This window comes from Turicibacter sp. GALT-G1 (assembly GCF_025594995.1).
Taxonomy (GTDB): Bacteria; Bacillota_I; Bacilli_A; order MOL361; family Turicibacteraceae; genus Turicibacter; species Turicibacter bilis.
Map to the genome: position 1 here is coordinate 72,533 of NZ_JAMQUS010000036.1, position 14,702 is coordinate 87,234.

13 protein-coding genes are annotated in these 14,702 nt (G+C 34.6%); 4 read left to right on the forward strand and 9 right to left on the reverse strand.

The genetic code is table 11. The annotated features are described in order from the left end of the window. Nucleotides 1–108: 108 nt before the first annotated feature. The gene (locus NEH74_RS07100; protein WP_055304200.1) at nucleotides 109–1,227 is read right to left on the reverse strand and encodes an amidohydrolase family protein; all 1,119 of its coding nucleotides are present in this window, start codon (nucleotides 1,225–1,227) and stop codon (nucleotides 109–111) included. A 176-nt stretch (nucleotides 1,228–1,403) separates the two neighbouring features. On the opposite strand from NEH74_RS07100, the gene NEH74_RS07105 reads away from it, so the two are divergent. Both NEH74_RS07105 and NEH74_RS07110 read left to right on the forward strand, forming a co-directional pair. Then, entirely contained in the window at nucleotides 1,404–2,495 is a 1,092-nt protein-coding gene (locus NEH74_RS07105; RefSeq protein WP_055304202.1) for a DUF3810 domain-containing protein, read from the forward strand. Nucleotides 2,496–2,545: 50 nt separating this feature from the next. Beyond that, a complete protein-coding gene (locus tag NEH74_RS07110) occupies nucleotides 2,546–3,229 on the forward strand; it encodes a TIGR00266 family protein (protein ID WP_055304204.1) in 684 nt (227 codons plus the stop codon). Nucleotides 3,230–3,267: 38 nt separating this feature from the next. Here the strand turns inward: NEH74_RS07110 and NEH74_RS07115 are convergent, their stop codons facing one another. The 4 genes from NEH74_RS07115 to NEH74_RS07130 all read right to left on the reverse strand — a co-directional run bounded on the left by NEH74_RS07115 (nucleotide 3,268) and on the right by NEH74_RS07130 (nucleotide 8,781). Next, nucleotides 3,268–4,047, reverse strand: coding sequence for a hypothetical protein (locus NEH74_RS07115; protein ID WP_055304206.1), 780 nt, complete (start codon nucleotides 4,045–4,047; stop codon nucleotides 3,268–3,270). Nucleotides 4,048–4,052: 5 nt separating this feature from the next. Next, a complete protein-coding gene (locus NEH74_RS07120; RefSeq protein ID WP_055304208.1) occupies nucleotides 4,053–6,587 on the reverse strand; it encodes a UvrD-helicase domain-containing protein in 2,535 nt (844 codons plus the stop codon). 288 nt (nucleotides 6,588–6,875) lie between these two features. Continuing rightward, the gene (locus NEH74_RS07125; RefSeq protein WP_262941231.1) at nucleotides 6,876–8,294 is read right to left on the reverse strand and encodes an MATE family efflux transporter; all 1,419 of its coding nucleotides are present in this window, start codon (nucleotides 8,292–8,294) and stop codon (nucleotides 6,876–6,878) included. A 286-nt stretch (nucleotides 8,295–8,580) separates the two neighbouring features. Further along, the gene (locus tag NEH74_RS07130; protein WP_006785622.1) at nucleotides 8,581–8,781 is read right to left on the reverse strand and encodes a cold-shock protein; all 201 of its coding nucleotides are present in this window, start codon (nucleotides 8,779–8,781) and stop codon (nucleotides 8,581–8,583) included. Between the two features lie 479 nt (nucleotides 8,782–9,260). Between NEH74_RS07130 and nhaC the strand changes: the two genes are divergently transcribed. Then, the gene (nhaC, locus tag NEH74_RS07135; protein ID WP_055243652.1) at nucleotides 9,261–10,658 is read left to right on the forward strand and encodes a Na+/H+ antiporter NhaC; all 1,398 of its coding nucleotides are present in this window, start codon (nucleotides 9,261–9,263) and stop codon (nucleotides 10,656–10,658) included. A 42-nt stretch (nucleotides 10,659–10,700) separates the two neighbouring features. Here nhaC and NEH74_RS07140 read toward each other — a convergent pair whose 3' ends face one another. The 4 genes from NEH74_RS07140 to NEH74_RS07155 all read right to left on the reverse strand — a co-directional run bounded on the left by NEH74_RS07140 (nucleotide 10,701) and on the right by NEH74_RS07155 (nucleotide 12,927). Further along, the gene (locus tag NEH74_RS07140) at nucleotides 10,701–11,153 is read right to left on the reverse strand and encodes a hypothetical protein (protein WP_055304330.1); all 453 of its coding nucleotides are present in this window, start codon (nucleotides 11,151–11,153) and stop codon (nucleotides 10,701–10,703) included. 2 nt (nucleotides 11,154–11,155) lie between these two features. Beyond that, on the reverse strand, nucleotides 11,156–11,698 hold the full coding sequence (locus tag NEH74_RS07145) for a GNAT family N-acetyltransferase (protein ID WP_055304332.1): 543 nt from the start codon (nucleotides 11,696–11,698) through the stop codon (nucleotides 11,156–11,158). Between the two features lie 18 nt (nucleotides 11,699–11,716). Next, nucleotides 11,717–12,304, reverse strand: a complete 588-nt coding sequence (locus NEH74_RS07150) for a hypothetical protein (protein ID WP_055243645.1) — start codon at nucleotides 12,302–12,304, stop codon at nucleotides 11,717–11,719. A 143-nt stretch (nucleotides 12,305–12,447) separates the two neighbouring features. Then, the gene (locus NEH74_RS07155; RefSeq protein ID WP_055275726.1) at nucleotides 12,448–12,927 is read right to left on the reverse strand and encodes a hypothetical protein; all 480 of its coding nucleotides are present in this window, start codon (nucleotides 12,925–12,927) and stop codon (nucleotides 12,448–12,450) included. 195 nt (nucleotides 12,928–13,122) lie between these two features. On the opposite strand from NEH74_RS07155, the gene NEH74_RS07160 reads away from it, so the two are divergent. Beyond that, nucleotides 13,123–14,637 carry a bifunctional metallophosphatase/5'-nucleotidase gene (locus NEH74_RS07160; RefSeq protein ID WP_055304334.1) on the forward strand — a complete coding sequence of 505 codons (1,515 nt, stop codon included), beginning with the start codon at nucleotides 13,123–13,125 and terminating at the stop codon, nucleotides 14,635–14,637. The last annotated feature ends 65 nt before the right edge of the window (nucleotides 14,638–14,702 follow it).

Genomic DNA, 14,702 nt, shown 5'->3' on the forward strand with positions numbered 1-14,702 from the left:
TACAAACAGAAATGTTTTCTACATTTAATACAGCAACCGAAATATGAGATGGTTATGCCGTGCAAGGCAGACTATAGTCCAGCTAAAAGTTTTTACGATGTAAAAAACTTATCTGGACTTATATAGCTTATTTGGAATAATTTCAATGACATTAAGCTTTTGGCAGTTGCTCGCCTGAATTTCAAACGATTTTTCACTTAAGTTTTCTGGTAAATGAACCGTATTTTCAAAGATGAAACGTTTGTTCTCACGCTCCTCATCTAGTTGAAGTTGTCCTTGTCTCACGACACACTTACCATTTTTATAAACCGAATTAATTTTAAAGGTCTCTAACTCATCTAAAATAATAAAATCGGCAATAAACCCAGGTGCAATCGCTCCTTTATTTTTGAGTTGATAGCATTCAGCTGTATTTAACGTACTCATCTGAATCGCTGTTTCAATTTTCAATCCACTATTAACGGCAATTTTAATGGCTTGATCAACACTTCCTTCTCTCATTAACACATACATCCCACGACGTAAACGCTCAATCACTTCTTCAGCCGTATGACATTCATGATCTGTTAAAATCCCGGCTGTGATATAGGCATTTAACTGGTTCAAATCAAAACTAGCCCCATGTCCATCAATTCGATAACCTTTGGTTGTGGCATCGACTAACTTTTGTAACATATCGTCATCCCCATTGAGGACTGCTGGGAAATTCATAACCTCAGCCAATCCAATCACTTTTTCATAACAATACAAGGGATTTAAATCCGCGGCGAGTAAGGTAGCGCCTGAATTTTCAAAGGTTGTCGCTGGAACACATGACGGTAACATTACATACATATCAAACGGAATATTCTTTGATAAGTTTAACATTAACTTAATTCCTTTAACCCCTAGCACATTAGCAATTTCATGTGGATCGATAATCATGGATGTAATTCCATGTTTTAACGCTTCTTTATAATATTCTTTAGGTGATACAAGAGATGATTCTATATGAGCATGCGCATCAATGAGACCTGGACAAATATATTGATTGGTTCCATCAATTTCATTGATTCCCTCATATGACCCTATTCCAATAATATATCCCCCTTCTATCGCTACATCAGCCATAAATCGATCATTTTGAAACACATCAATAACCGTGATATTTTTGATAACGAATGAGGCCTTTTGTTGGTTTGAAGCACATTTAATACGTGTCTTTAATTTCATTAACTTTTCTTTCATCTGTCTCACCTCATGAAATTTTTTCTATCCAACCATATCTTCTCTAAAAAGTTCACTATTTAAACTTTTTCTCATCATTTTTGCTGATATTTCGTTTTTTCACCATAGATAATTACCTCAATTATCCTTTTTTGTTATAATAAGATAAATACTTTATGATTGGAGAGACAGAAAGAATGAATACCTATAAACGACAGCTATTATGTATTGGATTAGGGATTGTTATTGCTCTTTTACGAACGGTATTATCGGCTTTCCCTTCTATGATAGACACGTATTACTCCAAAGGAATCAATAAATGGTGGATTAAACAACTAAGTCGCTTGAGCGCTCTAGTTCCTTTTTCAATTTTTGAACTTCTGATCTACATCGCCATCGTAGTCTTTATAGCCGCTCTTATTTTTTATTTGGTTCAACTCGTTTACAATCATAAGAAATGGCTCTCTCTCATCCTTCAATATTTATTAAATCTTCTAGCAGCTTTCTCGATTGGCTACTGTATTTTTATCCTCTTTTGGGGACTCAATTACGACCGTCCGTCATTAGAGGCTGATTTCTCGTTGGCGAGTGAAGGACATGATCGAGAAGAATTAATTGCTCTTTATGAGCAATTAATTCAACAAGTCAATGAGGCCCGACTGAATACCCGTGAAAATGAACAAGGTATTTTTATCGCTAACGGATCTTATCATGACATTTTCAAACGAGCCCCCAATGGTTATGAGCATGCCGCTCAAACATATCCTGTCTTAAGTGGAACATATGGAATAGCAAAACCCATCCTTGCATCCAAACTAATGAATTATACGAATATTACAGGAATCTATTCCCCCTTTACAGCAGAAGCCAATGTTAATGTGGCGGTACCAGATTCCACACTTTTATTTACAACAATGCATGAAATGGCTCATCAGCGAGGTTATGCGAGTGAAAATGAAGCAAACTTCATTGCTTTTTTGACCTGTATTCATCATCCAGACCAAGACTTTATTTATGCAGGTTATCTATCGGCATTGAACTATACGAACGTGGCGCTTGCAAAAGTTGATTCTGAGTCATTAATCGAACTCAATGCACAGTTAAGTGATGGCGTCCGGCGGGATATGCGCTATTTAAATGAATTTTGGGCGCAATATGAAGGGAAGGTCGAGGAAACCTTTAACTCTATGAATCAAACCTATCTCACACTCAACGGTATAAAGGATGGTGTTAGAAGCTATGGACGAGTAGTTGATTTATTATTAGCTTATTATGATCATGAATCGTAGGATAGTCAAATTCATTGAAATATGCTATGTTAAATTTAGGAGGGATTCAAATGAAATGTAACATTTTTGGAAATGATTTACCAGGTGTCTCAATTGTTCTAGATAAAGGCGAAAGTGTCTATACACAGTCCGGCGGAATGGCCTGGATGGATGAAAAAATTAAAATGGAGACGAATCTAAAAGGGGGGCTGATGAAAGGAATTGGGCGTATGTTTTCAGGCGAGTCACTATTTATGGCAACCTATACCTCGATGGCGCCTGCACAAGAAATTGTCTTTGCCTCGACTTTTCCTGGTCAAATTCTTGAGTTTGATTTACTAAAAGGAGATGAGTGGATCTGTCAAAAAAGTTCATTTTTAGTCGGTGAACCTAGTATTCATTTAAATGTCGAGTGGACTAAGCGACTTTCTGCTGGCCTATTCGGTGGGGAAGGATTTATTTTACAACGTATTAGTGGACAAGGTAAAGTCTTTTTAGAAGCTGCAGGAAGTGTCGTCAAGCGAGAGTTAAAACATGGAGAAATCATCAAAGTTGATACTGGCAATGTCGTTGCTTTTAGTCGTGGGGTTAATTACGAAATTGAAACCGTTAAAGGATTTAAAAACATCTTCTTTGGTGGGGAAGGATTATTCTTAACTAAATTAACCGGACCAGGAACCGTTTATTTGCAAACCTTAACGATGCAAAACGTTGCCACTCGATTAATTCCATATATTCCAACAACTTCAAAATAAAAAGCATAGTGGAGTCATACCATACTCCACTATGCTTTTTATTTATTTAAATTCACAAAGACTGATTTTTTAGCTTCAGTTTGACAAATTAATTGATGATTTAAACGTTCGAATGAAACAATATGATTTAAAATGACTTCTTTTTCTAGTGTAAATAGATGGAATCTCATTAGTTTTGTGTCAGATAAGTAGTAAATATTAAATCCTACCACCACAAAATCTGTTGCATCTAATGAATGACGAGCCATCGGGATTCCCCCATTTAAGACAAATACGTCACCTGTCTCTTGATGGAGGGCAAACACTGTATCATTTTCACAAACAAGCTTTTTAGCAAGAATTCCATCAATTGGACCATTCTCATTTTCATTTTCCTTGGCCATTGCCATCAATTGATGCGTCTCCGTTTCAATATAATAAACATGACGACGATCTTCTAGGGCGATATAACTTGAACTTGCTTGCCCTTCTTTTTGATTCCCATCATCCATCGTTTCACGATCACTTAAACGCATAATTTTATCTTCAATTGCTGTTAAACGCTCGAAGTACTCCTCTTTAAATTCATCAACATGTAATAAACGTTCATACGTCTGCGAAATTTGATCTAAATTTTGATTTAATAATTGGATTTTTCGGCTCCCCTTTTCAGATAACTCTACAATCTCCTCGAGATGTACCATTTCTACAAGCTCATCTAAATTTTGGCGTAACCCCTCTACCACATCCTTGAAGTTTAAAATCGTTGTATCTAATGTTTCCAGTCGTTTAGCTGTTTTTTCAAATGTTTTTATTAAATCTAAAAATTCCGTTTCCATTCCTCTCATCCTTTCAACTCGTGTATCGTTTCAATCATTCGATCAATGACCTGTGCCTGTTTTAGAAGATGTCTTGAATATAGCTTATTAAATCGCTTCAACCAAGTGACACGTACGTCTTGCTCATAAACAAAAGTTAAAACATTACTTCCTTCTTTCTCAAACTCTTGTTGGATTTGAGCAAAGGGTAACTCTTGAAAGACCAATGCCTTTAAATAGTTGAGTCGGTCATGTCCTTGACGATAACAAAGCGCCGCTTTTTCATACTCTTTAAGGTGCATTAAGTCATGTCCCGCTTCAACATGATGGCCCTCTTTGTTCTTCATTAATGCACGGCATCTTGCAATATCAGTTTTTGCTTCTTCAAGTTGTGATAGTTCATATTCCGTAATCGCTTGCTCATAAAGCTCACGACGCTCATATAATTGAGCTTCTTTATAAAATTGATTATCCGTTGATAATTGGTTCAGCTTTAATTCGGTTTCATCAAATGTATCAAAAGATAAAAACTCACTTTCAAATTGCTCATAAAGTGAGGGTGGCATATCTTCTTCAATGAAACATAAATGATGACGAGCTCGTGTCAATGCCACGTACAATAAGTTAAAGTAATAACGATATTGATTTTGATACATCACATCTTGATTTAAGATTGTTTCCCACGCCGTTTTATACTTCGTCATGACATTATAGCAAATGATATAGTCCTTTTCGATTCCTTTAATCTCTTCAACCGTAAAGACAGCTCCTTTTTGTTGAGTGAGTCGTTCAAAGTTTTTCTTTTCTTCTTCATCTGGAACAACAATGGCTACATAATGTCGGTTGAGTCCTGTCTCAATTAACTTAACCATCTCAAGAGGATGTTTCGCATCAAAATAATAAATCGGATGCTGTTCTCCTCGAATTGGAATTTCATAATAATCATTTTTTTTATTTAAACCTAAACACTGAATTCGCAAAGTAACCACTTGATTAGCTAAATCAACGACTTCTTTCGTACTTCGATAATTTTTAACTAATTGATGTTTAATAAATCCTAAATGCGTATTTGACGTTTTTAAGATACTCTCAATTCGTCCTGTATGAAAATAAGTCGGACGAATGGTTTGATTGATATCTCCACTAAATAATAAGTTATTTCGATTTCTAGCCAGACGAATTAAACAATAAATTTGAATTTCTGTTAAGTCTTGAATTTCATCAGCAATGACAAAATCAAATAAAGGAACATTTTGATTCATTAAACGATTGAGAAATTGCCTTGCCATGTCATTCTCGTCCACTTTTCCTTCAGCAGATAAGAACATTTGGTATCTTAAGGTTAGTTCATATAGTAGTTCACGCTGAGACGATGAATATAAACAATACTGCTCATCTAACTTTAAATAGATTTCTTTTGGAATGAGGGCATGATTGAGTAAATACTGATCGAGAATTTGATGCATAAGTAAAACTGCTTTAAGTTCATATTGATCTAAAAATCGAGTCTTTGCTTCATAAAGTTTTTCGGCATGAAGCACGAGATCTTCTCCATCCACATGACCTAAACCTTTTTTAACAATCACCTCAACTAAATCTGATGCAAGAGACCACTCTTTCATATTCACTCGATAATCTATCCATTCTTTTGGAATCATCCCTTTAATAATTCCTCGAATTTCTTTCCAAATATCATAAATGCCGAGTCCTAATTGTTTTAACAGCAAGGGCTGACGTTCAATAACCCACGTGCGAAACTGTTCATAACTCACCGTTTGATAAATTGAAACTTCTTGAGAAATATAATCGTTCAAATGGTAAAAATGAACACGCTTTAATAATTCATCTGCACGATACTCTGGTGACTCTTCTAAAATTTTTTGAAATAACTTCTTCGCATCTTCGACGAGATAAGAGGAATAGGTAAAGTAAGCAACCTTAATCGGTTGCATCGCCAAAATAAACGCTTTATGAATATTAATTGTTGTTTTTCCGCTTCCTGCACTACCAAAAATAAAGGTAGGGGCATCTGTTGGTGCCAAGCATTCAAACTGTTCATCATTCAAATAATAAACCGCCTTATCCTCACGTTCATCTAATAACTGTCCCATGGTCTCGACATTAATGACACGAGTAATCACGCGATTAGGATCGTAATCAAAATTGATATATTGCTGATCGATGAATTCATCAATCGACTCTTCAGATGTCAAATATTCCTCAACTTGTTGGTTTGAAACTCCAATCATTCGCCCTCGCATCGCTTGATCATCATGATGGCAATAATCTAAAAACAAAATCGCTTGACGGTATTCTGAACGTACCCGATCCGTATCAAACGTAAACAAAATCCGATCGCCTTTATTAATTCGAAGCTTAAAAATACGCAAACCATTTCGATTATTTTTAATTTCACGGACTGAAACCCCTGTACGCATGGCAGACATATTAAATTTTGAAGCAACATATTCACGAACAAACTGACTCATTTTTTGTAGGACAAAGGATTCTTTCCCTTGAGGGATGTGACTTAAAAACAATTCAGTAATTAATATTTTCATAACCATATCCCCTTTCTACATAATCTTATCTATATTTTATCAAATTAGACACTAAATGTATATTAAAACGTCGCTACGCTGTCGTTAGTGGATAAGAATTTCCTCAAAAATTGTTTTATGAACGAAAGAAATTTTTTCATCTACACTAAATCTTTCATTTCCTTTATTTTTAACCTTTATTCTTTACGTCATAAATGCTCGGTCAGTTCAGTAGGAATAAAACGAATAGATCAAAAGATAAAAAAAGCCGAATAACCGCACAGGCGCTTATTCGACTCTAAAACCGGACTAAGATTCGATTAAAGGAGAACTACTTTCTTCTAAATCATCCTCAATATTGAGATCAAACTCTTGCATATGGTATAACTTTTTTCGTTTTTGTAAATAAAAATAAATCACAACTAAAACAATTCCCTTTGCCACACTACTTAATGATATAGCCCACCAAACACCATTAATTCCTAAAAGCGTAGGTGTTGCAATTAAATAAGCAAGGGGAATACGAGCAGCCGTTAAAATAATCCCCACTGCAGAAGGAATATACGTTCGACCTAATCCATTAAATAATCCTTGTGTTGTAATCTCGATACACATAAATAATTGTGAGTACCCTAAGATTTTTAAGTAATCTGTTCCTTGGTGAATTGCCTCTGCTTCAGGTAAAAAGAAGGTAAAAATAGGACGACCAGCAAAGATGAGTAAGGCGGTCGTAAATGCCCCTAGTCCTAAGGCTAACATTAACGTGGTACGATAACCTTTCTGAATTCGCTCATATTGTTTTGCACCATAGTTTTGACCGACAAACGCTCCTAAGGCTGTTGAAAAACCACCAGCTGTCATCCAAGAAATCGATTCAATCTGTGATCCCACTTTTTGAACCGCAATTGGAACTGCTCCATAAACCGCGACTAATCGTCCTAAAATCATCGCAATTAATGTAAATGACCCACTTTGGACAGCCCCTGGAAGTCCGAGTCTACAGAGTGTTTTCATGGATACAATATCCGGTTTCTTAAAAAGATCCACTTTTAAATCATTCACTTTACTTCTAATCATTACCACTACAAAGCAAATTGTGACCATAATTTGTGCAGCAACAGTAGCTAACGCGGCTCCTAATACCCCTAAGGCTGGAATAGAACCAAATCCTAAAATTAATAATGGGTCAAATATAATATTGAACAATAACCCAATCGTATTAATAATAAATGGAGTTTTACTATCCCCTGATCCATTAAATATAGCAGTTAAAACAGGATTAATAAAATAAAAAATCATTCCGAATGCCATCACCTCTAAATAGGTATATGACATCTGAATAATCTCAGTATCACCTAAGTTAAAGAAACTAATCAACGGTTCTTTTAAAATAAGTAAAACTAGCATATAGATTATGGCAAGTATTAAGTTAATTTGAATTGCACTTCTAACATACATTTTCGTTTCATCAAAACGCTTCGCTCCAGTTGATTGAGCGACCTTAATCTCAGCTCCATTTTTTGAAATCATGATAAAAGCCATCGCAAGCCACGTAAAAAAACCAGCCGTTCCGATAGCAGCCACTGCCTTACTTCCAACTTTACCAATCCAAATCATATCCGTCAGATTATAAGCCATTTGAATAAATGATGTTCCCATAATTGGCAATGCTAATTTAACTAACGTTCTGACAATGGGACCTTTGGTTAAATCAATACGCTTCTCCAAACTATAACACTCCTTTTAAAATTCATCTCTTTTAATTCTTCCTATTCATCTTTAACATTCCAAACTGAAAAAAACAAGAGATTTTTGATGTTTTGAATCAACTTTTGCTACTAGCTTCTAATCATTCATCTCATTTTAAACCTCATTGACAATTAGCGCATCATGACTCAATCATTGTTTTCTATAAAACATTTTACTAGATTCTCCATCTTCATTTAATCTTTTAATCCATAAGAAAAAAGCTAGTGATAAAATGATCACTAGCTCTAAAAAATGTTATGAATGATTATAATTTAACAACGTTAGAAGCTTGAGCTCCACGGTTTCCTTCAACGATATCGAAAGAAACTTTTTGTCCTTCTTCTAATGTTTTGAATCCTTCACCAGTAATTGCTGAGTAATGTACGAATACATCTTCTCCACCTTCAACTGAAATGAATCCGAATCCTTTTTCTGCGTTAAACCATTTAACTGTACCTGTATTCATAATAAATACCTCCGAAAACAAATAAAAATTTGTTACTTAATACTATTTTGCTACCCACATCATTACCCTTAGTTATAAACCCCAAGAAAATTTATTCATTTGAACCTGTGAAAAATACCAAAAGAATTATTAAGTACAGGTTAAATATAGCACGTTTTTCAGAAAAAGACAACCTTATATATAATATAATTTGAAAATCATTTCAAAAATATTCCTCTTCCCCCTCATCTTTTTTATTTTTTTGTTCTAAAACAGTGGTTCATGATGTTTAATTAACCCTGGATTAATTACCAAAATTTACGTTTCATTATTTTCAAAAAAACATTTGCAGTCCATCTAAGAACATGTTATATTATGTTTCGGCAATTCTCGATATTTTTCGTTTTTTTATTGAGTAAATTCTCATTAAATTCGGTTCATTAGACTAAATTCAATGTCAATAAACCATCAACATAATTGAGAGGAGAAGAGAGAATAAGATGAAACAACAACGAAAAGCAACACTATTTGAATCATTGATTCCTATCGTATTTTTAATTATTATTTTAGCGTTATCCTTAATTGTCTTTAAGGTGGATCCTCAAATCCCACTTTTATTAGGGACAGCTGTTGCTTCCTTAATCGGAGTCTATCGACTTGGCTTTAAATGGTCGGAGCTTGAAGACGGAATTATCGAAACGATTAAAATGGCTATCCAAGCCATTCTGATTTTATTAATTGTAGGAACACTAATTGGAACATGGATTTTAAGTGGGGTTGTTCCTTCAATGATTTACTGGGGATTAAATATTTTGTCACCTAGTATTTTCTTAGTGGCAACGTTATTAATTTGTTCAATTGTTTCTGTTTCAACAGGTTCGTCTTGGACAACTGCGGGAACAGTTGGGATTGCTCTATTAGGAATTGGTCAAACATTAGGAATTCCATCACCCGTTATTGCAGGAGCCATTATTTCAGGGGCTTATTTTGGTGATAAAATGTCACCTCTTTCAGATACAACCAATTTAGCACCAGCTATGGCAGGTGCAACTTTATTTGATCATATTAAGCATATGATGTATACGACTGTTCCGGCTTATGTCATCGCAATCGTCATCTATGCGATTCTTGGCGTTAAATACGCCGGTCAATCATTAGATATGGCTCAAATTAACATCATTAAAGAAACATTAGTTTCAAACTTTAACACCTTATCTCCAATTCTTTTATTAGCTCCTGTCTCTGTTATTGCCATGGTTATTTTAAAACTTCCTGCACTTCCAGCCTTATTAACAGGAACATTAATCGGTGGTGCTTTTGCAATCATTTTCCAAGGAGCAAGTTTAGGTGATGTCATGTCAGCCATGCATTACGGTTATCAGTCACATACAGGTGTCGTAGCGGTTGATGACTTATTAACTCGTGGTGGATTAGATAGTATGTTATGGACTGTTTCTTTAGTTGTATGTGCACTATCATTTGGTGGAGTCCTTGAAAAAACAGGTATGCTTGAAACGATTGCAACACGTATCTTACAGTTTGCTAAAGGAACATTCGGTTTAGTTTTTGCAACAATTATCACATGTATCTTTACAAACATTGTAACTGGAGATCAATATTTAGCAATTGTCATGCCTGGACGCATGTATAAAGACGAATATGCGAAACGTAACTTAGCAGCTAAAAACTTATCACGTGCGATTGAAGATAGCGCAACAGTAACATCAGCTTTAATCCCATGGACAACCTGCGGTTCATACATGATTGCCACATTAGGGATTAATCCAATTGCCTTCTTACCATATGCTTTCTTTAACTTATTATCGCCTATGATTTCATTAATTTTAGCAGCCACAGGATGGACAATGGAAAAACGTCAATCAACAGAGCAAAAATAGAAATAAAAAAAACTCTCGATTTCGAGAGTTTTTTTTATTTCCTTAGTCTATTAAGATTAATGACGGATGAAAAAATGTCACCCCAGTAACAATCCCCTTAAACTCCCAGCCAACTCTAACATAACAGTTATCTGCAGGAATAGGATAGGTCACACAAATTCGTTTAAAATGTGGAGTCACTTCAGAAGCAACATTATGACAACAAACATCAATACAAGAATCAGCTTCATTATAAAACGCAACTTTATAATTGATTTCATCCACATCATTTCCCCGAATAATCAATCCAATGGTCAATTGTCTTTTACCTACCGTGTTAATTGTTTCAGTATAAACTAAGCGCTCATAATCCTCTTTACTAAAACTAAGGCTACCAACCTTATAACCATCAATCTCTGTTTGATCAAAGTGAAGTTGTCCATCCGTTTTAAAATATCGGGGAAACTCCCCTTCCCTTTCACACCACACACTATTTTTAATGCTATTCCCTTTCATATTCACTCCCCCAATATTTCATACGATTGGCTTAAAGAAAGCTGATAAATATCTGTATTAAACCAATTCGGTGCTTGATTTTGCTTGTAAATCATTTCAATTTGAAATCCGACTTTTTGATAAAGCATCAACGCTCGGTGATTAGTTGAAAACACACTCAATCTTAACGTTTTAAGATGCCGGTTGGTAAAGCAATCATCAATGAATGCTGTAAGAACCTTTGTTCCTATTCCCATGCCCCACCAAGTTGGCTTTATGCCTATACTCATCCAAGCCTCACTTTGATCGTCATTAAAGTCAGTTAAACTAATAAAACCTATCCATTCTTTACTTCCTTCTATCCAAATCGAAAAGTAATACTCATCCAAAGAATGAATAGAATGCTCATACCAATCTTCTAACTGTTGTTTTGTCTGTCTGTCTTCATCTATTTTTCCGTATCCTTGAATAAATAATTTATCCTGGTATAACTTTAACAGTTCTTCTAAATCAGATTGATTTAAGGCACGATAACTAACGCTCACTGACTCTTCTGCTTTTAACATCTTAAAACTCCTCTAGACTTAACGTCCTTTAAATAAGATAATTCTTAAATCTAAACAAATAAACACCGTCATAATAAGATCAATAATCCATAATAGATAACTTAAAAATAAAACAAAGCCCGCGGTAAAACACCAGCTAAGAAAAAATCTGTAAATAACGATTGAAACTAAAATTCCAATAATTAAAGCAGCAATTAACGTGACCGGAGTCAAACATTTATAAAGAAAATGCATATCTCCAAAAAAGAACAAATACACAATCGCCACAAGGGCTGCTCCTGTGAATAAAAAGTATCCAACTCCCCATAGCCAGCTCTTATAGCAAAACTGAATTAATACTTGTGAGACTAAAAATAATGATAGAATACTCGCTAAACTTCCGAAAAGATAGCATTCTTTCATGACTTTCCGACCTTTTCCTAAATTAGAATTCATAAATAGTGATAAAACTCCGATAATGGGTAAAATCAGAGCAAATAATTCGATTAAACCAATACTAAACCGTAGTGCCAGAATACAAATTAGCGTGACTATAAAACAAAAGGCATTAATCCCACAATGAACCTGTAAAATGAATTGTCGTTGATATTGGATTGGACCTCTCATCCTCACCCGCCTCCCTCATAAAGTCATCTAGTACAGTGTATTCTCGATGACTTTAAAACATGAATAAAGAAAGGTTCTATAATCAAACACATTTTGATAAGAAAAAACAGCTAAGAAAGGATTCTCTCTTAACCGTTTTCATCTTATGACTTTTTACTAGTCACCACTCCATAAATCGCTGCCACTGTAAATAAGGCAACCGTTCCATAGCCCATTGTTTTTTTATGTTGTTCACTGAAAAAATACTGATCTCTTTCATCACACTTTTCAACTTTAATGGTTAATTCTTTTAATAATTCAATTAACTCTAACTTTAATTCATGAGCAATATCATCACGCTTTAGTAATTTCATAATCGCTTTTGACACTTTATAATAATATTTTTTCGTTCGTTTACTTGATTTCATGGTCTGTTTCATCGTTTTATGACTTGATTTAAGGACAAGTTTACTTTGTTTCACTAATTGAGGAACTTTTTTAACAGCTAACTCATAAAGTTCAGCATCCAGTTCTGCTCCCGATGTTAATAACTCTAAGAATTCAGTTCCCTCTAAATCTTTCCATTCTTTAATTGGTGACATGTTGATTTCAGACTTGTTATAATCAATTATTTTTTCTGTCATCTTTATTCTTCCTTTTTAATCCAAGTGTCTTTTTTATATTTTATCATAGTTTAGTGAATTACCTAGTATTTTTCACCCTTTTTTCCGTTACATCATTATTTTTTACATGATTTCATTAAATTATGAGACAATAACACTGTAGAAAAACAGTTTAATGTCGATTTTTGTGGTATAATTCAAATTGAGGTGTTACATATGAAACAGTTAAAAATTTACTTTACATCTGATTTACACGGTTACGTCTACCCAACAGATTATACCGATACAACAGAAAAACCAATGGGACTATTAAATATTTTGTCTCACTATCAAAAAGATGGAAACACATTAATTATTGATGCTGGTGATACCATTCAAGGCTCACCATTTATGACTTTTTTAAGTACTGAAAATCTAGAAAAACATCCGGTTGCAACCGTTATGAATCAAGGTGGATATGATTATATCACCTTAGGTAACCATGAATTTAACTATGGCTATGACTATTTAAAATCGTATTTAACAAACTTAAATGCGAAATGTTTATGTGCTAATATCATAGATAAAACTGGCATTTTACCGATTGCATCATCTGACATTAAAGTCATGGAAAATGGATTAAAAGTAGGTGTCATTGGATTTACAACTGACTTCATTCCAATTTGGGAAAAAGCGTATAACTTAACTAATTTTGATGTATTAGATACATTTTCTTCGATTCAAAAGATTCATGATGAATTAAAACCACAAGTTGATGTTTTAATCGGGATTTACCACGGTGGATTTGAATATGATTTAGAAACTCACGAACAACTGAGCACATCATCTGAAAATATTGCTTATAAAATTTGTAAAGAATTACAGTTTGATCTCTTATTAACTGGACATCAGCATGTCCCGCTTCAAGATCAAGATTTATTTGGAACGCATATTATCCAAACTCCACATAATGCCTCTAAGTACGCTCAAGTCAATATAACAGTTGCAGACGATCAAAAACTTTCTATTCATTCGTCTTTGAATGCCGTTTCAATCAATCCAGAGCCCCATTTATACGAGGCATTAATGCCGTTAGAAACTCGTGTTCAACAGTGGCTAGACTCTCCAGTGGGTTATCTAAATGTTGAACTACAACCTGAAGACCGTATAGATATGGCAGTAAACGGGGCACTATTAGCAAACTTCATTAATCAAATCCAATTAGAAGTGGCTGAATCCGATTTAGCCTGTACATCCTTTGCTAATGCAATCAAAGGATTTGATACAAGTGTCACTGTTCGTGATATCGTGTCAACGTACGTTTATCCAAATACGCTTGTTGTCCTTGAAGTCACTGGGACGGTCTTAAAACAAGCATTAGAAGTTTGCGCTTCATACATTCATAATGAAAATGGTAAACTCTCAGTTTCTCGTCGTTTCTTACAACCAAAAGTCGCTCACTACAACTATGACTTCTTCTCAAATGTCTTCTATACCTTTGATTTAACCAAACCAGTTGGTGAACGTGTCACATCCATGATCGTAAATGACAAAGAAGTTCAACCTGAAGATACTTTCAGTTTAGTCATGAACAACTATCGTTCAAGTGGTGTTGGAGGTTATGAATTCTTCCGTGACTGCCCAGTTATTAAAGAAATTCAAATCGAAATGACTGAGATTATCATCAATTACTTCAAAAAACATCAACACATTACCGTCGATGATCGTCAATTTATTAAAGTCATCAGATAAAATTAAGAAAGCCGTCCGTTTAAATGACGGCTTTTTCTATTAATCTTGGCTCTTTGTCAACTGGT

What these genes read in the sequence shown, in the direction of transcription:
- NEH74_RS07120 (WP_055304208.1), bottom strand. Translation starts at nt 6,587, where the DNA reads ATGAAAATATTAATTACTGAATTGTTTTTAAGTCACATCCCTCAAGGG.
- NEH74_RS07155 (WP_055275726.1), bottom strand. Translation starts at nt 12,927, where the DNA reads ATGACAGAAAAAATAATTGATTATAACAAGTCTGAAATCAACATGTCA.
- NEH74_RS07145 (WP_055304332.1), bottom strand. Translation starts at nt 11,698, where the DNA reads ATGTTAAAAGCAGAAGAGTCAGTGAGCGTTAGTTATCGTGCCTTAAAT.
- NEH74_RS07115 (WP_055304206.1), bottom strand. Translation starts at nt 4,047, where the DNA reads ATGGAAACGGAATTTTTAGATTTAATAAAAACATTTGAAAAAACAGCT.
- nhaC (WP_055243652.1), top strand. Translation starts at nt 9,261, where the DNA reads ATGAAACAACAACGAAAAGCAACACTATTTGAATCATTGATTCCTATC.
- NEH74_RS07100 (WP_055304200.1), bottom strand. Translation starts at nt 1,227, where the DNA reads ATGAAAGAAAAGTTAATGAAATTAAAGACACGTATTAAATGTGCTTCA.
- NEH74_RS07105 (WP_055304202.1), top strand. Translation starts at nt 1,404, where the DNA reads ATGAATACCTATAAACGACAGCTATTATGTATTGGATTAGGGATTGTT.
- NEH74_RS07150 (WP_055243645.1), bottom strand. Translation starts at nt 12,304, where the DNA reads ATGAGAGGTCCAATCCAATATCAACGACAATTCATTTTACAGGTTCAT.
- NEH74_RS07160 (WP_055304334.1), top strand. Translation starts at nt 13,123, where the DNA reads ATGAAACAGTTAAAAATTTACTTTACATCTGATTTACACGGTTACGTC.
- NEH74_RS07140 (WP_055304330.1), bottom strand. Translation starts at nt 11,153, where the DNA reads ATGAAAGGGAATAGCATTAAAAATAGTGTGTGGTGTGAAAGGGAAGGG.
- NEH74_RS07110 (WP_055304204.1), top strand. Translation starts at nt 2,546, where the DNA reads ATGAAATGTAACATTTTTGGAAATGATTTACCAGGTGTCTCAATTGTT.
- NEH74_RS07130 (WP_006785622.1), bottom strand. Translation starts at nt 8,781, where the DNA reads ATGAATACAGGTACAGTTAAATGGTTTAACGCAGAAAAAGGATTCGGA.